This is a genomic window from Celeribacter baekdonensis B30, assembly GCF_000299875.1.
GTDB lineage: Bacteria > Pseudomonadota > Alphaproteobacteria > Rhodobacterales > Rhodobacteraceae > Celeribacter > Celeribacter baekdonensis_A.
This window is the reverse complement of sequence record NZ_AMRK01000004.1, coordinates 215,448-235,826: the sequence shown is the minus strand read 5'-3', so window position 1 is coordinate 235,826 and position 20,379 is coordinate 215,448. Positions and strand designations below refer to the sequence as shown.

Here is a 20,379-nt window from a genome sequence, read left to right as displayed (position 1 = left end):
GAGAGCGCCATGTTTTCGCATGTGACAGTTGGAGCCGATGATTTGCCCCAAGCGGCGGCATTTTATGACGCGGTTTTGGGCGAAATCGGCATGACACAGCGGATGGTTGAGCCGGATGGCGGGCCTGACGCGCGCTGTTGGGTCCGGCCAGAGGCGCCCTATCCCCGGTTTTACGTCTATCAGCCGTTTGACGGTGCCCCCGCGCACGGCGGCAATGGCGCAATGTTGGCCTTTATCGCACCGTCACGCGTGGCGGTGGACGCGGCCCATGCCCAAGGACTTTTGCACGGCGGCACAGATGCTGGCGCGCCGGGGCCACGCCCACATTATGCGCCGGATTATTACGGTGCCTATCTGCGTGATCCTTCGGGCAATAAAATCCATATCGTGCATCGCGCCGAGTTTTGGGACGATCTGACGGATCGTTCAACCCGATAAGGCCCCGATACGCCTCCCGCCAAACGTTGCGCCTAAAGTGTTCCGCCATAAACCTGTTTCACGGGTTTATGGCAAAACGCCCACAACATTGATATGTCTGGCGGCGTCACCTCTTCCCCTCGAAAGGACCCGCCATGGCGCGTTTCACTTCGGCCAAAGCCCCGGCGGCGATGATCGCCCTGATTGCGATCCAGACCTTTTGTGCGGTTTTCTTTGTCTTCGATGTCTTCACCGATCTGCAAGAGGCCGGTGGCAAACCGACCACGCATCTCTTGATCGAAGCGGTGGCGGCGGCGGCCTTGGTTTTGGCGATCCTGCTGGAACTGGGCTATCTGATCGACCTGCAACAGCGCAAAGATCGGTTGGAACACAGCCTGCATGAGGCGTCACAGGCGGTGTTCGATGTGATCGAAAGCCATTTTGACTTGTGGAAACTGTCACCCTCTGAGCGCGATGTGGCGCGGTTTTTGGTCAAAGGCTTTACCATTGGTGAAATCGCCGCATTTCGCGGCAATAAAGAGGGCACGATCAAGGCCCATCTCAATGCGATTTATCGCAAATCCGCGACCCGCAACCGGGCCGAGATGATGTCGGCGTTGATTGATACGCTGATCGACACGGCCCCGCCCTCACACGCCCTCTCTGATCGGGCCTGATCGGCTTCGGACCGCACCAACCTCAAAGATAAAACCCGCACCACCAAGTGCGGGTTTTATCTTTGGTCATAAGCACCGCGCCCAAAGGCCCGTCACCTTATGCAATCACTCTGCGGCCTCGGAACTGTCGCCTGTGTCGGCACTGGCCGCCTCAGCTTTGCCCTTGCCAGTATCACCACCAGCATCACCGCCTGCATTGCCAGACGTCTCGTCCGTCGTTTTGGGTTTGCGCGGCGCGCGCGGTTTGCGCGGGGCACGGGGCTTTTTCGGCGCAGGTGCGGCACTTTCCGGTGTTTCCACCAGTCCGGTGTCATCGCTTGCAGGCTGATCTTGTGTGCTGTGATCGACAAAGACCACATCGGGCTGATCGCCCTCGCCGGCCACCGAAGAGGGCTGGGACGCCGGTTGCGGTGCGGTCTCTGCGGCCTGCTCTTCGCGTTTGCGATGACGCTCGGCACGTTCTGCACGCTCAAGACGTTCCGATTCCTGACGGTCCCGGCGCTCTTGTTGCTCGCGCTCTTGCTGTTCTCGCTGCGCATCCATTTCTTTTTGCGCCACGCTCAACAAGCGCAGGTAATGTTCCGCGTGTTGCTGAAAGTTTTCAGCCGCCACCCGGTCATTGGACAGCTGTGCGTCCCGCGCCAGCTGATTGTATTTGTCGATGATCTGTTGCGGCGTACCGCGCACCTTGCCCTCCGGGCCGGAACTGTCAAACACACGGTTGACGATATTGCCGACGGTACGGGGGCGATTGTTGGTCTTGGACCGCGAACGGTTTTTAGAGGATCTCATACAGTATTCTCTCGAGCCTTTGTCTTCCGGGTTCTTCGGACCGGCTTATGCTAGATCGGGCTTGTCTGTCCCATGCGCTCCCCGAAATGGGAGCCCTCAACGTCTAAGCTGTGTTGGGTAACGGCGCTGGGGACAGAAGTCCTGCCAAACGCTGTCCTCAGTAATCATGTCCCACCCCTGTTGACAAGCAGTTTTTGCGCTCTTCACGGGCTAAATGCGTCCGATGGCCCCTTTGCCGATGCTCCAGCGTCAGGTCAATGTCACAAGATCACGCCCCAGGATCACATCACAAGATCACGTCACAGCATGGCAACGTGGCACCACACTGCAAAGCCCGCGACAGATTTCCTGCGGGCATCATGGCGCATAAGAGTTACGACTTTCCTGACGCATGTCCGAAAGCATCGGCCCATGCTCGGCTCATGGATCGACCCCGGTGTCACTTACCCACGTTGCGCGGATGCGGATTGGGCCCTTGCCCGCACACCACGCGGTCCCGGCCATCGAGATCGGCAATCACCCGCACCGCCTTGAACCCTTGCGCCAGCAACAAATCGGACACGGCAGCGCCCTGCGTCGGGCCGATCTCCAACAGGATACGTCCGCGCGGAGCCAAATGCGCCCGCGCCTCGGCCACAATCGCACGGTAGGCCGTCAATCCATCCGCCTCATCGGTCAACGCCATGCGCGGCTCATAGGCCAGTTCCGGCGACAGATCCGGCATTTCAGAGGCGGCAATATAAGGCGGGTTGGAGACAATCAGATCAAAAGTCCCTTCGACCCCCTGCCACCAATTGGCCAGTTGAAACCGCGCCCGATTGCCAAGACCCAAGGCGGCGCAATTTTGACGCGCCACCGCCAAAGCCGCCTCGGACAAATCCGTGCCAATCCCTTTAGATATAGGGCTTTCCGCAAGCAATGTCAAAAGGATAGCACCCGATCCTGTGCCAAGATCAAGGGCCGAGGCAAAGGGCTGTGTCAGCGCCTCTTGGATCAATATCTCCGTCTCGGGACGCGGGTCCAACACATCGGCACTGACCAGAAACTCCCGACCATAAAAGGCACGGCGGCCCAGAATATGCGACACGGGTTCGCGCGCCACGCGCCGGGCAATGGCGGCGTCAAACGCGGCCTGTGCCCCAGGAGAAATCGCATCGGGCAGCACCAAAGTCAGCCGATCCAAAGCGATCCCCAGCACATGTGCCATCAACAGCCGCGCATCGCGTCCTGCGCCGTCAATCTCGGCCCTCGCCAGCGTGCGGGTGCCGATGACAAGCGCCTGCTGAACGGTAGTCGCCGTGCTCACACCCGATGTCACTGGCCCATCTCCGCCATCAACTGCGCCTGATGATCGGAAATCAGCGCATCAATCACCTCGTCCAAATCTCCGTTCATCACCGCGTCGAGCTTATACAGCGTCAGGTTGATGCGGTGGTCGGTCATCCGGCCTTGCGGAAAATTATAGGTGCGGATGCGCTCGGAGCGATCGCCGGAGCCGACCTGCGATTTGCGCTCGCTTGAGCGCGCATCATGCAGTTTTTGCCGTTCTGCGTCATAGAGCCGCGCGCGCAGCACATTCATCGCGATCTCTCGGTTGCGGTGTTGCGATTTTTCTGAGGAGGTGACGACGATCCCGGTTGGAATGTGGGTGATGCGCACGGCAGAATCGGTGGTGTTGACGTGTTGTCCGCCCGCGCCAGAGGATCGCATCGTGTCGATCCGGATGTCATTGGCGTTGATTTCGATGTCCACGTCCTGCGCTTCGGGCAGAACGGCGACGGTGGCCGCCGACGTATGCACCCGCCCGCCCGATTCCGTGGTCGGCACGCGCTGCACCCGGTGCACGCCGCTCTCGAATTTCATCCGGGCAAAGACGCCCTGCCCCGCGATATTGGCGATGACTTCTTTGACACCGCCCAATTCGCTTTCCTGCAGTTCGATGATCTCAAACCGCCAACCGCGCGCCTCGGCGTAGCGTTGATACATCCGCAACAAATCACCCGCGAACAGCGCGGCCTCATCCCCGCCGGTGCCGGGGCGAATTTCGACGATGGCCGAACCGGTGTCGGCGGAATCTTTCGGCAAAAGCGCGATTTGCAGCGCCTCTTCGGCCAGAGGAAGTCTGGCTTTGAGCACAGGGATTTCCTCAAGCGCCAAAGCCCGCATATCCGGGTCCAAGAGCATCTCTTCGGCCTCTGAGAGATCGGACAACAGGCTTTGATAGGCGTGGATTTGATCCACCACGGGTTTCAAATCGGAATATTCCCGCCCCAAAGCCGCAATATCGCCCGTTCCTTGCGCCATGGAGGCCTCAAGGAATTCAAAACGCTCAACGATCTGGTGCAAACGGTCCTGTGGTATCATGGGGTGATCTGTTGCCCTGCAAATGTCGCAGGGTCAAGAGAGGGCGGCACAGCGCGCCTCAAAATCCTGCGACCGCCCGCCATGCTGCCACCCGGCGGCCATTGACGCCCATGTCGGAGCGGCCAAAGCGCAGCCGCGCCAAAATCGCCACCTCTGCCCCGGTCTCCGTGGATCGCGCGGCGATGGTGGTGAAATCCGGGAAGCCCCAAAACGCGCTCCGAGTGCGATAGGTCAACCGCCCCTCCTCCACCGATCCGGCCACATGGCGGGTGCGCAGTTCGGTTTCGGCGATGGCGGCAAGGCGCGCGAGGGCCTCATCCGCCTCCATCGGCACGGTAAAGATCGCCAACACCCCGCCCGGCGCCGGGTCTGTCGCCGCAAACGGGTCGATATGCCACCGCGACGGCACCGTCGGCGCCAAACGCACCACGGCTTGCAACAGGGCAAAAAGGCCAATGAGGAGGAGGAGCGCGATTTTCACGTCAAACGCCCTTTCGCCGGGTCCAACCAAACAGGCTGATGATCTCCATCGCGACATGAGCGCCCGCGATCGCCGTGGCCCCGGTGGTGTCATAGGGCGGTGAGACTTCGACCACATCGCCGCCGGTCAGAGTCACGCCTGCGAGGTCGCGCAGTATGGCGGCCGCCTCCCAGGAACTCAAACCGCCCCACACCGGCGTACCGGTGCCGGGGGCGAAAGCCGGGTCCAGACAGTCGATGTCAAAGGTCAGATAACAGGCGCGCTCTCCGACGATCTTTTTGACCTCGGCGGCAACCCAAGCCGCCCCACGTTCATGCACCATCCGCGCGTCGATGATATTAACGCCCATCGTATCCGGGTTGTCGGTGCGAATGCCGATTTGCACCGAGGTTTTCGGGTCAATCAGTCCGGTTTTCACCGCCTTGTAGAACATCGTGCCGTGATCAATCCGGGTCAGGTCGTCATCGGCCCAGGTGTCGGAATGAGCATCGAAATGAATGAGGCTGAGCGGGCCGAATTTTTCCGCATGGGCTTTGAGGATCGGGTAGCTGATGTAATGATCGCCGCCCAAAACCAGACTGCCAGCCCCAGAGGCCAAAATCGTGCGGATGTGGTCGGTCAGCGCGTCGGGAAAATCGGAGACCTTGGCGTAATCAAAGGCCAGATCGCCATAATCCACCACGTTGAACTCATCAAAGGGCGAATAGCCCCAACCATAGGGCGCATCAAAGGCCTGCAACGCCGAAGCCTCACGAATCGCGCGCGGGCCAAGCCGGGTGCCGGGACGGTTGGTCACCGCCTGATCAAAAGGCACGCCGGTGATGGCCAAATCCACCCCGCTCAGATCCTTGGTATAACGGCGGCGAAAGGCGGACAGCGCGCCGCCAAAGGCGTTTTCAAACGCCAGCCCGCGCCCGGAACCGGTGAAGGCCATGTCAATCTGAGTTTTTGCGTCTTCCAATGCCATTTTGCACGGGCCTCCCTTTGCTTTGCCCCACTCTAGCGCGGCGCGCGGGCTTGGCAATCGGATGCGACGAAATTCTGATCCGCCACAATAAAACCCCCGCCCTGAGATCAGGACGGGGGCTGCGACGAAAGGAAACGCGGGGAACGCCTTTCGTCACTGGGGGGAACCCAAGGGCCGCTCGAAAGCCGCCCTTCAATCCAAAATTTAGAAGCGGAACGACACGCGCGCACCAAGCGTGGTGGCCGACAGGTCAGAACCGCTGTTGTCGAACTCGTTAAAGTCGTTTTGCAACAGCTCAACACCGGCGTTCACATTGTCGGTCACAGCGTAATCAACGCCGATACCGTAAGTCACGCCTGTGTCGGAATAGGAGGTCCCACCGATGTCAGCATTGGCATAGGCCGCACCGACCACACCGTAAACAAGGGTAGAGCCCAAGTCATAGCCAGCCCGCAGTTTCAGGCGGGTCATGTCGTCAAGCTTGGTGGTGCCATCTTCCATTTCGGATTTGAGATATTCAAGCTCACCCCCCAAAACGAACTGACCAAAGTCGTAATCGTAACCGCCAAACAGACCGTAGGTCATGTCATCGGCGTTATCGAGCGCATCATTGCCCCAACCGTAGCCGAGCGTACCACCAGCATAAGCGCCCGTCCAATCGGCCCCAACCGGAACAATCGGTGCCGGGGTGTAAACAGTGGGCTCGGGGGTGGGAGCGGTCATGCCACCTGCAAATGCAGGGGCGGAAAGAGCCATGCTCGCGAGCACCAGAACGGAAGTTGTCATACGTTTCATAATAGTCTCCTTAACTGCCTCAGGATCGTCCAAAGGTGATGTCGTTTGCGACACCTCGATCAGGGAGATAATGGTTTTTTCCTAAACAAACAGAGGGGTTAAGGTCACGCCCGCGTGATGACTCTGTGATGGGACAAAAGACGCCGAAGAATTTGGGCGTTCTGGCAGGAAGCCGCCGAAATTGGCCCTTTCAAAGAAGAATCCCGACTTAAGCGTCGGAATTTTTCTCCTCAAGCGTAAGCCATTCTTCCTCAGCCAGCGCGAGCGCCTCCTGGCGTTCGGTCAACATATCCGTGGCCTTTTTGAACTTGACCGGCTCGCGGGTGAACAGGTCAGGATCGTCCAAAAGCTCGGACAATTTGCCAATCTGTGCTTCGATCTGCGCCATCTCGTCGGGCAAAACCTCAAGACGGTGTTTTTCGGTGAAAGTCAGTGCGGTTTTCGCCTTGGCAGGCGCTTGCGATGCCGCTGCGGGCTTGGCATCCGCCGGTTTGCTCGCGGCGCGCTCCGCCTGTTTGGCGCTGTCGCGTTCCCGCGCCTTGGCCACAGCCCCGCGTTGCGATTGATAATCCGACCAGCCGCCGGGATAGGACGTGGCCCAGCCATCGCCTTCCATCGCCACGGTTTGCGTCGCCACCCGGTCAATGAAATCACGGTCGTGCGAGACCAACAGAACCGTGCCCTCGAAATCGGTCAAAAGCTCCTGCAATAGGTCGAGCGTTTCGATATCGAGATCATTGGTCGGCTCATCGAGCACCAAAAGGTTCGAGGGGTGCGCCATGATTTTGGCCAGCAACAGCCGCGCCTTTTCGCCGCCAGACAGCGAGCGCACGGGCGCGCGCGCTTGGGCATCGGTAAAGAGGAATTCTTTGAGATAGCCGACCACATGTTTCGGCACGCCGCGCACCATGACCTGATCGGCCTTGCCCGACACCCGCATGTCTTTGTCCGACGTCATCGCCTCCCAAAGAGTCAGGTCTTCGCGGATGTTGGAGCGGTTTTGGTCAAACACCGCCATGTCCAATTTGGTGCCGAGCTTGACCGTGCCGGTGTCCGGTTCCATCTCGCCGGTCAGCATTTTCAACAGCGTGGTTTTGCCCGCGCCATTGGGGCCGACAAAGGCAATCCGGTCGCCGCGGGCCACTTTGATCGAGAAATCGCGTAGGATCACCTTGTCGCCAAAGCTTTTGGAAATGCCTTCGGCCTCGACCACGCGTTTGCCGGATTTCTCCGCCACTTCAAGATCCATCGCCGCCGTGCCCTGACGGCGGATCTGGCTGGAACGTTCGGCGCGCAGGTCTTGCAGTGCGCGCACCCGGCCCTGATTGCGTTTGCGCCGGGCTGAAATGCCCTCAACCGCCCACCGCGCCTCAGCCTTGATCTTGCGATCCAACTTGTGGCGCTGCATGTCCTCGTCGTCCCAAATCTTGTCGCGCCATTCTTCAAAGGCTTCAAACCCTTGCTCTTGGCGCCGCACCTCGCCCCGGTCGATCCAAAGCGTCGCGCGGGTCAGGTGATTGAGAAACGCCCGGTCGTGCGAAATCAGCACAAAGGCGGTTTTGGTGGATTTCAACTCGTCTTCAAGCCAGGCGATGGCCTCAATGTCCAAATGGTTGGTCGGCTCGTCGAGCAACATCAACCCCGGCGCTTCGGCCAATAGTTTGGCCAAGGCGGCGCGGCGTTTTTCGCCCCCCGAGGCGGTGTCCACCGGCGTCTCGGGATTAAATTTAAGGCCCTCTGCGACCATATCGACTTTATAGGTCTCGGCCGGATCAAGCTCTGAGGCAGCAAAATCGCCCAAAGTGGCAAAACCCGACAGGTCCGGGTCCTGCTCCATATAGCCGACCGTGATCCCCGGCCCCAAAACCCGCGATCCCCGGTCCGGTTCAACCAGCCCGGCCATGACCTTAAGCAAAGTCGATTTCCCCGACCCATTGCGCCCCACAAGGGCGACACGGTCACCCTCCTGAACCACAAGGCCAAGGCCATCAAATACGGGATCTCCCCCAAAAGTGAGGGAAATGTCGGAGAGCTGTAAGACGGGTGCGCGTGCCATGCCGCACCGCTACTGTGCGCCGCACGAAAGGTCAACGGGGAACGGAGGGGATGGGGATGTGGCGCGGCGACTTAGGGCCGAAGTGAGCAGAGAGCAGGCGTTGCAAACTGTGACCGTCTCACCAAAGCCGCCCTTGGGCAAAGGTGCGGCGTCTGGCCGTTGAGTGTCCATGTATCCGATGCTGCAAGGCGCGCGCAGCAGCTCCAGTTTGCAGACCATAAGCCGACCCGTTTCTTGCGATTTCGATTCAGTTGGCTCAACACGCGCAAGAAACGGGTCGAGTTGGCGGCACCTCTTTCCCTATTTGTTTGGCATGCAAATATAGAAAGGCATGACCATGGAACTGAAAGACAAGACAATTATCATCACAGGGGCGAGTAGCGGCATAGGTGCTGCTGCAGCGCTTTTGTTTGCCGCAGAGGGGGCAAATGTTGTGCTGGGTGCCCGCCGTGAACCCGAACTGAATACACTCGTCGAACAAATTGCACAAAGCAATGGACGTGCCGTTTGCCTTGCGGGCGATGTGACGGACGAAACCTATTCCAGAGATCTTGTCGACCTGGCTGAAAAGCAGTTTGGCGGTCTTGATGGCGCATTTAACAATGCCGGCATTATGGGCGATATGGGGCCAATTCCAAAAATGGATTCAGGTACTTGGCAATCAGTTCTTGCGACAAACCTAACCAGCGCGTTCTTCGCGGCAAAGGCTCAGATTCCGGCAATTGAGAAACGTGGAGGAGGATCTATCGTATTCACGGGCACTTTTGTGGGTTTCAGCAATGGGGGGATGCCCGGCATGGGAGCCTATGCCGCTTCGAAGGCAGGCTTGATTGGGCTCATGCAATCTTTGGCATCCGATCATGCGGCAAATGGTGTTCGCATCAACACCATTCTGCCGGGTGGCACAAAAACCGATATGGCTGGTGATGATCCTGAAACGCACGATTTCATCGCCAGTTTACACCCCATGAAACGTATGGCTCAACCTAAGGAAATTGCTCAATCTGCTTTATTCTTATTGTCCGACAGAGCCAGCTTTGTAACGGGCTCCCCGTTGGCCGTTGACGGCGGCATGGCGACCCGTTTGCTTTGAAAAGCTGCCGTTGGTTGCATCGTGACCAACGGCAACAAAATCTGCATTGCCGTCATCAAAGCGCAACACTGTGAAGCTCCGCTATCACTCTCTGATCGTAACGCCGAAACGCAAATGGCTAAAATCAGCCCTTCAAACCGCCCCCGTCACCCCGCAACAGCCCGTAACAACTTCTTGCGCGCGGGTGGGATGGCGTTGATTTCCACCCCAGTGAACACATGCATCGTGCCAAGGTCACGGTCCACGACGGCGTGATCAGAGACCCAGCCGCCCATCATCAGGTAGGTTTTCAAAAGTGGCGGCATTTTCAACATGGCGCGGCGAGCGTCGGGTTTACGGCGCAGGCGGGCGGCGAATTTGAACACGTTGGGGGCTTTGACCTTGGGGAGGAACCGTTTCGGCCCCAAATGGCGGTGTTTGAGCATGGCCAAAGCGTCGGCGTGGTCCTTCCATTCGGTGCCGTGAAAGGACGAACAGCCAAACAGCAAAGCGATCTCTTGTTCATCGACATAGCGGGTCATCGCCCCCCAGGCGACGCGCAAAATATCGGGGTCGCGGGCTTCGGGATGGATGCAGAACCGGCCCATTTCCAACATCCGGCCTTCAAAATCGGCCAGACCGTCGAGGCCATAAAACTGCGCCGAATAGCTTTGCGCGATCTCGGCCCCTCCAGCCAGATCGAGGAAACGATAGGTACAGACGAGCCGCCCGGTCTTGCGCTCTTCGATCAAGACGTGGCGACAGAGTGCGTCGAAATCATCGGCCTCAAGCCCATCTTCGCGCAGACCTGCACCCTGAACGCCCGATCCGACGATAAAGGCAAGATAACGCAGGCGCTGTGCCGCTTCGATGTCGGGACGGGTCTCAGCAAAACGGGCGGTGTAACGGCCCTTGAGCAACGGGATCATGGCACTGGTCCTTTTTCAGCCTCACCATCGAATAAGTCCCGAACAAGGGACGCCTATAGACTATGGTGTCTCCCCTTCTTGCCCGCAAGACATGACGATTTTTTGAAACCCGGTTCGGCTTGCTTCACGCGGGCAATCCCCTATCTGCTATACCAAAGAGCAAAAGGAGTGCGCACAATGGCGAAGATTCACAAAACAGAGGCCGAATGGCGCGACTCATTAGACCCGGAGACCTTTCGCGTGACGCGACTGGCCGGCACAGAGCGGCCATTTTCGCATCCCGGTTTTCCGAAATCGGCCGGGTCGTTTAAATGCGCCTGCTGTGGCGCGGAGCTGTTTAGCCAAGAGACCAAATATGAAAGCCACTGTGGTTGGCCTGCGTTTTACGCCACCAAAGAGGGCGCGCCCGTGGCCGAAACCCGCGATCTGTCGCATGGCATGGTGCGGGTCGAGGTGCATTGCGACGATTGCGGCGCGCATCTGGGCCATGTGTTTCCCGACGGGCCTCAGGACAAAACCGGGATGCGCTATTGCATCAACGGCGTGTCGATCCGGTTTGAACCGAATGAGGGCGCGGAAGGATAAGGCAGGGTAAGGCGAAAACGCCCGAACAGTCCGCCAAACAAAAAGCCGCCCATAAGGCGGCTTTTTCATGCGGAATATGACAGCACGTTATTGCAACAATTGATCGGCGGAAATCTGCCCCAAGTTGCCAAACAACTGTTTGATAAAGGTGGTGCCTTTGGTGTTGGCCACGGTCACACGACGCGACAAGACCACGACACGGCCCTTTTCCAACCCGAACCGTTCGATATTGCTGACCGTGCCACGCGAATCAAAGGAGATGGCAACGACCTGACGGTCCACCTCTTTGGGCGCAAGTGCCCCCATGTGACGGAATTGCGAGCGGACATAATACCACCCGGAACTGTCCAAAATGCCCTCGGTGCCGGGGACGCCGATCACATCAGAGACCGTGTCCTTGGTGTCCACACCCACGACAACCTGCGCCAAAGCCTCCTCAGAGGGGACATAGCCATGATTGCGGTATTGCGCGACACAGCCGGACAAAACAACAGCAAAGACAACGCCCAAAGAGAGCCCTAGAATGCGGTTCAATCTCATGGTCGGTCCTTTTGGGAAAATGCGTGTGGACATGTGCCCCCTCTTGCCTTGTGCGCGCGCGCCTCGTATCCGGCTTATAGAAACAGCGCCCGACGATCAAGGAGACATCCAACATGGGACACGACGGTTTGACAAGCTGGGGCACTGAGTTGCGCTTGCGCGATCTCTCAAATGCCCACGCTCACCCGTTCCGCCTCATCCCCACCTCGGAAGACATGGAGGTGCTGGCCACGGCACTCGGCCTGTCCGCGGTGAAAAAATTGCGATTTGAAGGCAAACTGACCCCCATCGGCAAACGCGACTGGCAATTGACCGGAACGCTGGGTGCGACGGTGGTTCAGCCCTGTGTGGCCACGCTTGCGCCGGTCACCACGCGGATTGATACGCCGCTCTCGCGCACCTATCTGGCCGATCACACAGATGAGATCGACGTGGCTGATGCAGAAATCGAAGCGCCTGAGGACGACACGATCGAACCTTTGCCCGCAACCTTGTTGCTGTCTTTGGTGGCCGAAGAGGCGCTTGCGCTTGCCGCGCCCGATTATCCCCGCGCCGAAGGGGTCGAAACCGTCAGTGCCCAGATCACCGAGCCGGGCAAAGCGCCTTTGCTCGATGAGGATACAAAGCCTTTTGCCAGCCTGAAGGCGCTGCGTGATATGCTTGGAAAAGACGACAGTTGAGCCCAGAAAAAGGCGCGTAAACCGAGACCAAACAAAAAGGTTGCACGCGTCAAGATTCCGAGTATGTTCCCGGCCTCGCTTCCCGTAACGGTTTTGCCTGTGGCATGTGTGGCGCATGAGATCGGTCCTGACAGTGTCATGGACCAAGACTATGCGCCTCTCCATGTGAAACGACAGGGTCAAACTGCATGGTTTACACTCTGCCCGCGAAGCCCTATGAAGCGCCGAGAATTGATCGGGATAACACCCGAATGTATATGGGGCCACGGCCCCGCCCACCTAGGGGCCCGCAGCAAAGGCGGATCAGATCCCCACGAACCCGAGGTCGAGACATGGCTGTTCCTCAGAATAAAGTCACCCGCTCCAAGCGGAACATGCGCCGCGCGCACGACGCATTGGTTGCTGGCAATCCGGCAGAATGCCCGAACTGTGGCGAATTGAAACGCCCGCACCACGTCTGTGGCGCATGTGGCCACTACGACGACCGCGAAGTCGTTGCACAAGCCGACGAGATTGATCTCGACGACGACGCAGCATAAGCGCGTTTGACTGCCCTGATGCCGCTAAGAGCATGAGCACACCCGTTCCCTCCTCTCCTATGACCGACTCGGATGTTCCGGGTCGGATTGATGAGACGAAAGGGCGGCTTGGTGCGCGCGGGGGCCTTCAGGTCACGCTTTCTATCGACGCCATGGGTGGCGATCGTGGGCCGGCGACCATTGTCGCCGGCATTGCACGTTCTGCGTCCAAAAACCCCCATTTGAATTTCATCCTGCACGGGCCCGGTGACGAGCTTGATAAACTTGTGCGCAAGCGCAAGATTTTGAAAGATCGTGTGGACATCCGCGATGTGCCCGGCGTTGTGCGCATGGATGAAAAGCCATCACAAGCGATGCGCCGCGCCGATACCTCCATGCGCTCCGCCATTGATGCCGTCAAAGACGGTGAAGCGCAGGCCTGTGTGTCCTGTGGCAACACCGGCGCGCTGATGGCCACCTCGATGATCCGCCTGCGCAAGCTCGACGGCATCAACCGCCCCGCCATTGCCTGCCTCTGGCCCTCGCGCAATCCGCAGGGCTTTAACGTCATGCTTGACGTCGGCGCGGATATTCGCGCCGATGAACGCGACCTTTTGCAATATGCGATGATGGGCGCCTCCTATGCCCGCAACGGCCTCAACCTCAATGTCCCGCGCGTCGGTCTTTTGAACGTCGGCACCGAAGAGCACAAAGGCCGCGCCGAATTGAAAGCGGCCCAGGATCTGATCGCCAACGCTTCTGGCATTGGTGGCTATGAGTTTATGGGATTCATCGAAGGCGGCGATATTCCCGGCGATAAGGTCGATGTCATCGTCACCGACGGGTTCACCGGCAATGTCGCGTTGAAAACCGGCGAGGGCACGGCGAAACTCGTGGGTGATTTCCTCAAAGAAGCGTTCAAGGCCACGCCGCTGTCGCGCATCGCCGCCCTGCTCGCTTTGACCTCGCTCAAACGCCTGCAAAAGCGAATCGACCCGCGCCGCGTCAATGGCGGTGTGTTCCTTGGCCTCAGAGGCACCGTGGTCAAATCCCATGGCTCGGCGGACGCCACCGGCGTCTCTGCCGCGATCAAATTGGCCTATGAACTCTCCGCCTCGGGTTTTTCCGAACGTTTGGCGGCACGGGTTGCATCTGCCGTCGCCTCAGCGCAAAATGACGGAACGTCACAACCAAAATAAGGCGGCAAAGCCATGACTATCCGGGCAGTTATCACGGGGGTGGGCCACTACCTTCCCAAACGTGTGGTTGAGAACGCCGAGTTCGAAAAAACCCTCGACACTTCCGATGAATGGATTCGCTCGCGCTCCGGCATTGAACGCCGCCATTTTGCCGCCGAGGGGGAAACCACCTCGATGATGGGCACCACCGCCGCCAGAGCTGCGCTGGCCGATGCGGGCCTGACGGCCGCCGACATTGATGCGGTGATCGTGGCCACCTCGACCCCGGATCTGACCTTTCCCTCTGTGGCGACGATGATCCAAAAAGAACTGGGCATGACCTGCGGCTTTGCCTTTGACGTACAAGCGGTCTGTGCCGGGTTCATCTATGCCCTCTCCAACGCCAATGCCCAAATCGTTTCCGGTCAGGTCAAACGCGTTTTGGTGATCGGCGCCGAAACCTTTAGCCGGATCATGGATTGGACCGATCGCTCCACCTGTGTGCTGTTTGGCGATGGTGCGGGCGCTTTGGTGCTTGAGGCGCGTGAGAGTGCTGGCACCTCCGAAGATCGCGGCATCCTCTCCGTCGATCTCAATTCCGATGGTACTTATAAAGACATGCTCTATGTCGATGGCGGTGTCTCCACCACCGGCACCTCTGGCAAATTGCGGATGCAGGGCAATGCCTTGTTCCGCCAAGCCGTACAAAAACTGGCCGAAACGGCAGAAACCGCCATTGCCAAGGCCGGTTTGACCCCCGCCGATATTGATTGGATCATTCCGCATCAGGCCAATATCCGCATCATCGAAGGCACCGCGAAAAAGCTCGGTCATGCGATGGATCAGGTCGTTGTCACCGTTCAGGACCACGGCAACACCTCCGCCGCCTCGATTCCCCTGGCGATGTCTGTGGGCCGTGCCCGTGGTCAGATCAAAGACGGCGATCTCTGCGTGGCCGAGGCGATTGGCGGCGGTTTGGCCTGGGGCGCAGTGGTTCTGCGCTGGTAATCATGCGCGCTGTGGTTCTGCGCTGGTAAATTGGGGCAGATACAAGCGCATTTGCGACAAAATCCGCCCGTTCGCCTCTCTCAACACCCTGTGCCAAGTCATTGATATTGACGCCTGCTTTGCAAACTGCCACTCTCCTTGGCAACTCAATCCACCCGGGGGAGACCGATGAGCAAAACTTTGACACGTATGGATCTCAGCGAAGCCGTGTTTCGCGAGGTCGGCCTGAGCCGCAATGAATCCGCCGCCCTTGTTGAAAGCGTTCTGGCGCATGTGTCCGACGCGCTGATCGGCGGCGAGACGGTGAAAATCTCCTCTTTCGGCACCTTCTCCGTGCGCGCCAAATCCGAACGCGTGGGTCGGAATCCAAAGACCGGCGACGAGGCCCCGATCCCTGCGCGCCGGGTGTTGACCTTCCGCCCCTCGCATCTGATGAAAGATCGCGTGGCAGACGGCAACAAGGCCTGATCCGAGGTCTACAAACTCTTGTAAAGGTTTGTTTTAAATGGATAAATCACCGGACGCCTTTCGCACAATAAGCGAAGTCGCCGATTGGCTCGACACGCCTGCGCATGTGTTGCGCTTTTGGGAGAGCCGCTTTACCCAAGTCAAACCCGTGAAACGCGCGGGCGGGCGGCGCTATTACCGCCCTGCCGATATGGCACTTTTGGGCGGGATCAAAAAACTGTTGCACGACGATGGGATGACCATTCGGGGCGTGCAAAAACTGTTGCGCGAACATGGGGTGAAATACGTCGCCTCGCTGTCGCCGCATATTGAGGGGGTCGATCCGATCTCGGCACAGGCCAGCGGATCACCGAGTCCCCTCGCCCCACCGACGCATGACGCGATTCCCACGACGAATCCCTTTGTGACTCCCGCTGCGCCCACAGTGCCTCCCGCTGCGCCCACGGTGCCTCCCGTAGCCGACGCGCCCATGGCCGAAAACGTGCCGCATGATGCCTTTGACATCTCCCTCCCTGAGGCAGAGAAAATCGTGCATTTCTCGCGACCTTCTTCCCCTTCGCCGCACGCCCGGTCCGAACCAACCCCGGCTCCGACCCCGATGGCGCCCACCACGCCCGATCTGACGCCAGACGCGATCCCAGAAGCGCCCCATGAGTTCATGGCGGAATCGGAGTCCACAGCGGAATCGGTGTTTGACATGCGGGCCGAAGAGGCACTGACCGATCTGGCTGAGGCCGACGAACCACTGTCGCGTCAGGACAGCCCTGTCGCGGCAGACACGCCGGAGCTTCCCGCCGTACTGCAGACCACCGAACAGCGGACCTTTGACTTTGAACTGACACCGGCGGCCTCCGCGCCAGACCCCTTGACGCCAACCGCCGACCCGCGGCCGACGTTGACCGACGACTTTGCGGCAGACGAGGCGGCGGCGGATGAGGCGGATGAGCTGTCTGGGGATATGGCCGATTTGGCCCCGTCAGATGGCCCGGCCCTTTTCACCGAACCGGGCGAAGAGCCTGTCGCGGGGGCCGATCCAGACAGGTCCACAGATGTCAGCCCTGACATCGCAGCCGAGGCTCCTGCCCCCACTGCGCCCGTGCACCTCCCGCCGCTTGGGGTCGGGATGGACCTGCCGGACGACCCGGATGAGGCGGCGGCGGATTTGGTCGTCGGAGATGGTATTTTGGGCCGGCTCAATCATCGCGATCTGATCCGGATTCCGCCGCAAGACATCGCCACTCTTCTGGCGCGCACGCAAGCCCTGCGCGCGCGGCTGGTGTCCTGACCTGCCGCCATGCCCGGAGGTACGGTGGCGAAATCCTCTCTCATGCGGTTTCGCATCAGATTTGCCGAAATTCCACTTGCCCCTGCCCATAAAATCACTATGTAAGGCTCCAGTTCGGGCTATAGCGCAGCCTGGTAGCGCGTCCGTCTGGGGGACGGAAGGTCGCAGGTTCGAGTCCTGCTAGCCCGACCAAAACACCCTTAAAACCGCTCGTAAGCCTCTGGGCTTGCGGGCGGTTTTGCGTTAAGGGGGATAAACTGCGCCCAGTGGGGCCAAAGCGACGTGAGGGGATAAACATGGGTGTATTGGCTGATCACGCGATCCGCGACATGGTGGCACGAGGCGAAATCACCGCCACACCAGAGGTGATCGACGCACAGGTGCAACCTGCCTCTCTCGATCTGCGTCTTGGCACCCGTGCGTGGCGGGTGCGCGCGTCTTTTTTGGCGGGCGACGGGCGCAAAGTGGCGGATCGGTTGGCCGAATTCGAAATGCATCAGATTGATCTGAGCAACGGCGCGGTGCTGGAAAAGGGCTGTGTCTATGTTGTGCCCTTGATGGAATCTTTGGCCCTGCCGGAGGGCGTTCAGGCGGTGGCCAATGCCAAAAGCTCGACCGGGCGGTTGGATCTTTTGACCCGGCTGATCACCGATGAGGGCGTCGAATTTGACCGCATCGCCCCCGGCTATCACGGCCCGCTATTTGCCGAAATTTGCCCCCGCTCCTTCTCCGTTCTGGTGCGTCCCGGCATGCGGCTGAACCAAATCCGCTTTCGGGCCGGACAAGCGATCCTCAGTGACACGGAGTTGAAAGCGCTGCACAGTGAAAGCCCACTGGTCGATGGGACTGCGATGATTGATCAAGGGCTTGGCTTTTCGGTCGATCTCAAACCCGCGTCGGGTGATCTGGTGGGGTACCGCGCCAAACCGCACACCGGCGTGATTGATCTCGACAATATTGGCTATTACGAGCCCTCAGAATACTGGGAGCCGATCCACGCCAAAGACGGGCGGATCATTTTGGACCCCGGTGCGTTCTACATTTTGGTGAGCCGCGAGGCGGTGCATATCCCGCCCGATTATGCCGCCGAAATGGCGCCTTATCTGGCAATGGTCGGGGAATTCCGCGTCCATTATGCCGGGTTCTTTGATCCGGGCTTTGGTCACGCCAATGCCGGAGGCGCGGGCTCGCGCGGGGTATTGGAAGTCCGCTGTCACGAAGCGCCTTTCGTGTTGGAAGACGGGCAGATCGTCGGCCGTTTGGTCTATGAGCGGATGGACAGCCGTCCAGAGCGGCTTTATGGCGCGGATTTGGCGTCCAATTATCAGGGACAGGGCCTGAAACTGTCGAAACATTTCCGCGCGCAATAATCTATGCCGCCCTGCGTAGCGCTCCCCGGCTCTTGCTCAGTGAACCCTATCACGCGGTGGCAAAAGATCGGTGGAGCGCACCGTCTTACCGCGTTCTGATTTGAAACATTTGACCCGATTGCGCCCCTGCGTCTTGGCACTGTAAAGCGCTGTGTCGGCGTGTTGAATCGTCTGCTCCAACGACTCAGCCCCGTTGCGGCTGTCATAACAGGCCACGCCGATCGAAATGGTGATCGGTTCAACCTCCACCCCATTTTTCCAACTCACATGCGTCGCAATCGCTGTGCGCAAGACCTGCGCCGTGTTCATCGTCTGATCTAACGTGGCTTCGGGCAGCAGCATCAAAAATTCTTCGCCGCCCCAGCGCGCCACCATATCAGAAGACCGCAGCTTGCCCCGCAACACGCCCGCCACGCTTTGCAACACCCGATCCCCCACTTCATGGCCCAGCGTGTCATTCACCCGTTTGAACAAATCAATATCGGCCAAAATCACCCCCACCGTGATCTCGCCGTCATCACGGCGTCGACCACGGGCCATATGCTGCACCATGGCGACATAGTCGCCCACCGCATGGCGGTTCAAAAGCCCGGTCAGCGGATCATGGCGCGCCCGATGTTCGACCTCGCGCAACAACGCCCGCCTGTCGCGTTCGATCCGTTCAAACACAGAGCCGGACACCAAAATGATCATGCCAAAGAGCCACATGGCCGAGGCCAGAATAGCCTCAAACATCATGGCGGTTTCGGTCAGATGCGACACGGCGCCGACGATCCAAACCCCTACTATCGTGCCGAACAATTGTAGTCGCGCCATCCGTCCCCACGCCGATGTGGTGAGAAGCGGTCGCAAAATCACGCTGCGGCTAAAAGAAAAAATCGAGGAAAACCCAATCAGGATAAGCAAAGCCAGTGTCGCGGGAGACATGTCGACACTGGCCGCTGTCAGCCCATATGAGTAAATCAAAAAGACAAAACTCACGGGCACCAGGCCCGACAAGGTGATCACGAATCCTGACACCGGCGCGACGGGGCGCAGAAATGCACCCAAGCTGAACAACATCAATGAGATGGCCGTGCTCATGGTCATATCGTCGCGCGGGTATCTGTTGAACAGAAGCGCAGCCACATCAGACAGGGGCGTGACCGCAAAGAGGTAGGTCTCAGCCAAACGAAACAGCGCAAGGACGAAGACCAAAGCAAACAGCCCACGCCGCCAAGGGTGCACCACCGGAAACAGGGTTTTGTAGATCAAGGCGATGCTCAACAACAGGACACAGATCAGCGTCAGCGGGTTAGGACCATTTCCGGCCGGGTAGAGCAAATCGCCGCCATAGTGAAACAGTTCCATCCCGGCAATGATCACAGCCAGACAACCGGCAATAAGCGCCAGCAAGGATTGCAACCGAAACGCAATGAAGGCCGGGCCAAAAGACGGCCGCGTCTTGTCAGATTGAAAGCCGGAAGGTAGGATCAATGCCTCACTCTCCCCTTGTTTGCGGGAAACAACATACCCAAACACCTAAATTCATCACCAATATTCCTGTGACCGTAACAACATGAGTCCGCTCAGAGGAACTATGCAATGGTCTCTTAATTGTGGTAAATAAATCGTAAAAATATACCCGATGTCGCAGGACATAAGCACATTCCCGCCGATATTGGCGGGAAATCATGCGTTTGTACCCGTTGCCTCACCCGATCCTTTGTGACCTCACGTCACCCGGCCTTAGCGCCTCTTTGGCGCGCATCAGGTGCAGAGATGCTAACTCGGCATTAAAACCGACCGATGCGTTTGCTCATCCGCGCCATTTTGCGCGCGCGTTTGGCGGCTTGTTGCGCCTGAGCATTCAGCTGAGCGTCGCCTTGGCCGCCACTCTGGCCACCGCTTTGGCCTTGCCCTGGTTGAGCGCGGATGTTGCCGTAATCATCGACCTCACCCATCTGCACGCCACCGGATTTGCGCCGCGCCAAGGCGGAACTGCCCGCATCAATGCCCTTGTTGATCCCCTTGCTAATGAGAACCCGCATCACGCGGTTGATGATCATGTTGATCAGCCTGTCCAAATTCATCGTTACTCTGCTTTCCGGCCTCTGCTTTGGCCTGACTGCTGCGGTTTCGGTTCACTTTAACATAGATAGGCGCGCAATGCGCCTTTAACAGGGCTTGATCACGGCAAGGGGATGAAACCCTCGTG

General features: G+C 58.9%; 22 protein-coding genes and 1 tRNA gene. 12 read left to right on the top strand and 11 right to left on the bottom strand.

All coding sequences use genetic code 11. The annotated features are described in order from the left end of the window. The first annotated feature begins 9 nt into the window (after window positions 1–9). Window positions 10–438: a VOC family protein gene (locus tag B30_RS09245; RefSeq protein WP_009571784.1), complete on the top strand. Its 429-nt coding sequence runs from the start codon at window positions 10–12 to the stop codon at window positions 436–438. A gap of 134 nt (window positions 439–572) precedes the next feature. Further along, window positions 573–1,094, top strand: a complete 522-nt coding sequence (locus tag B30_RS09240) for a helix-turn-helix domain-containing protein (RefSeq protein ID WP_009571783.1) — start codon at window positions 573–575, stop codon at window positions 1,092–1,094. Window positions 1,095–1,199: 105 nt separating this feature from the next. On the opposite strand, the gene B30_RS09235 is transcribed toward B30_RS09240, so the two are convergent. The 7 genes from B30_RS09235 to B30_RS09205 all read right to left on the bottom strand — a co-directional run bounded on the left by B30_RS09235 (window position 1,200) and on the right by B30_RS09205 (window position 8,549). Further along, entirely contained in the window at window positions 1,200–1,886 is a 687-nt protein-coding gene (locus tag B30_RS09235; RefSeq protein ID WP_009571782.1) for a DUF4167 domain-containing protein, read from the bottom strand. 439 nt (window positions 1,887–2,325) lie between these two features. Continuing rightward, a complete protein-coding gene (gene prmC / locus B30_RS09230; protein ID WP_226946382.1) occupies window positions 2,326–3,192 on the bottom strand; it encodes a peptide chain release factor N(5)-glutamine methyltransferase in 867 nt (288 codons plus the stop codon). Between the two features lie 8 nt (window positions 3,193–3,200). Continuing rightward, entirely contained in the window at window positions 3,201–4,250 is a 1,050-nt protein-coding gene (gene prfA, locus B30_RS09225; RefSeq protein ID WP_009571780.1) for a peptide chain release factor 1, read from the bottom strand. Window positions 4,251–4,308: 58 nt separating this feature from the next. After that, complete coding sequence (locus tag B30_RS09220) at window positions 4,309–4,731, bottom strand: DUF1499 domain-containing protein (RefSeq protein WP_009571779.1); 423 nt, start codon at window positions 4,729–4,731, stop codon at window positions 4,309–4,311. 1 nt (window position 4,732) lies between these two features. Next, on the bottom strand, window positions 4,733–5,698 hold the full coding sequence (speB, locus tag B30_RS09215) for an agmatinase (protein ID WP_009571778.1): 966 nt from the start codon (window positions 5,696–5,698) through the stop codon (window positions 4,733–4,735). A gap of 204 nt (window positions 5,699–5,902) precedes the next feature. Beyond that, window positions 5,903–6,493 carry an outer membrane protein gene (locus B30_RS09210; protein ID WP_009571777.1) on the bottom strand — a complete coding sequence of 197 codons (591 nt, stop codon included), beginning with the start codon at window positions 6,491–6,493 and terminating at the stop codon, window positions 5,903–5,905. 208 nt (window positions 6,494–6,701) lie between these two features. Next, window positions 6,702–8,549 carry an ABC-F family ATP-binding cassette domain-containing protein gene (locus B30_RS09205; protein ID WP_009571776.1) on the bottom strand — a complete coding sequence of 616 codons (1,848 nt, stop codon included), beginning with the start codon at window positions 8,547–8,549 and terminating at the stop codon, window positions 6,702–6,704. A gap of 337 nt (window positions 8,550–8,886) precedes the next feature. Here B30_RS09205 and B30_RS09200 point away from each other — a divergent pair, with 337 nt between their 5' ends. Next, on the top strand, window positions 8,887–9,642 hold the full coding sequence (locus B30_RS09200) for an SDR family oxidoreductase (RefSeq protein WP_009571775.1): 756 nt from the start codon (window positions 8,887–8,889) through the stop codon (window positions 9,640–9,642). A gap of 146 nt (window positions 9,643–9,788) precedes the next feature. On the opposite strand, the gene B30_RS09195 is transcribed toward B30_RS09200, so the two are convergent. Next, a complete protein-coding gene (locus tag B30_RS09195) occupies window positions 9,789–10,550 on the bottom strand; it encodes a GNAT family N-acetyltransferase (protein ID WP_009571774.1) in 762 nt (253 codons plus the stop codon). Window positions 10,551–10,727: 177 nt separating this feature from the next. Here B30_RS09195 and msrB point away from each other — a divergent pair, with 177 nt between their 5' ends. Next, window positions 10,728–11,135, top strand: coding sequence for a peptide-methionine (R)-S-oxide reductase MsrB (gene msrB, locus B30_RS09190; protein WP_009571773.1), 408 nt, complete (start codon window positions 10,728–10,730; stop codon window positions 11,133–11,135). Between the two features lie 87 nt (window positions 11,136–11,222). Here the strand turns inward: msrB and B30_RS09185 are convergent, their stop codons facing one another. Then, a complete protein-coding gene (locus tag B30_RS09185) occupies window positions 11,223–11,675 on the bottom strand; it encodes an outer membrane protein assembly factor BamE (protein WP_009571772.1) in 453 nt (150 codons plus the stop codon). 113 nt (window positions 11,676–11,788) lie between these two features. Between B30_RS09185 and B30_RS09180 the strand changes: the two genes are divergently transcribed. The 8 genes from B30_RS09180 (at window position 11,789) to B30_RS09140 (ending at window position 18,182) form a co-directional block, all read left to right on the top strand. Next, window positions 11,789–12,355 carry a YceD family protein gene (locus B30_RS09180; protein WP_009571771.1) on the top strand — a complete coding sequence of 189 codons (567 nt, stop codon included), beginning with the start codon at window positions 11,789–11,791 and terminating at the stop codon, window positions 12,353–12,355. A gap of 332 nt (window positions 12,356–12,687) precedes the next feature. Beyond that, window positions 12,688–12,894: a 50S ribosomal protein L32 gene (rpmF, locus tag B30_RS09175; RefSeq protein ID WP_009571770.1), complete on the top strand. Its 207-nt coding sequence runs from the start codon at window positions 12,688–12,690 to the stop codon at window positions 12,892–12,894. Between the two features lie 32 nt (window positions 12,895–12,926). Next, window positions 12,927–14,072, top strand: coding sequence for a phosphate acyltransferase PlsX (gene plsX / locus B30_RS09170; protein WP_226946380.1), 1,146 nt, complete (start codon window positions 12,927–12,929; stop codon window positions 14,070–14,072). Between the two features lie 12 nt (window positions 14,073–14,084). After that, window positions 14,085–15,059 (top strand): beta-ketoacyl-ACP synthase III, encoded by a 975-nt coding sequence (locus B30_RS09165; protein WP_009571768.1) that lies wholly within the window; start codon window positions 14,085–14,087, stop codon window positions 15,057–15,059. Window positions 15,060–15,227: 168 nt separating this feature from the next. After that, window positions 15,228–15,527: an integration host factor subunit alpha gene (gene ihfA, locus B30_RS09160; protein WP_009571767.1), complete on the top strand. Its 300-nt coding sequence runs from the start codon at window positions 15,228–15,230 to the stop codon at window positions 15,525–15,527. Between the two features lie 37 nt (window positions 15,528–15,564). Continuing rightward, window positions 15,565–16,812 (top strand): MerR family transcriptional regulator, encoded by a 1,248-nt coding sequence (locus tag B30_RS22510; RefSeq protein WP_009571766.1) that lies wholly within the window; start codon window positions 15,565–15,567, stop codon window positions 16,810–16,812. A gap of 115 nt (window positions 16,813–16,927) precedes the next feature. Continuing rightward, window positions 16,928–17,004, top strand: a tRNA-Pro gene (locus tag B30_RS09145). 104 nt (window positions 17,005–17,108) lie between these two features. Then, window positions 17,109–18,182: a 2'-deoxycytidine 5'-triphosphate deaminase gene (locus B30_RS09140; RefSeq protein WP_009571765.1), complete on the top strand. Its 1,074-nt coding sequence runs from the start codon at window positions 17,109–17,111 to the stop codon at window positions 18,180–18,182. 36 nt (window positions 18,183–18,218) lie between these two features. Here the strand turns inward: B30_RS09140 and B30_RS21350 are convergent, their stop codons facing one another. Further along, the gene (locus B30_RS21350) at window positions 18,219–19,658 is read right to left on the bottom strand and encodes a GGDEF domain-containing protein (protein ID WP_152003360.1); all 1,440 of its coding nucleotides are present in this window, start codon (window positions 19,656–19,658) and stop codon (window positions 18,219–18,221) included. 299 nt (window positions 19,659–19,957) lie between these two features. Beyond that, complete coding sequence (locus B30_RS09130; protein WP_009571763.1) at window positions 19,958–20,254, bottom strand: hypothetical protein; 297 nt, start codon at window positions 20,252–20,254, stop codon at window positions 19,958–19,960. Between the last annotated feature and the right edge of the window lie 125 nt (window positions 20,255–20,379).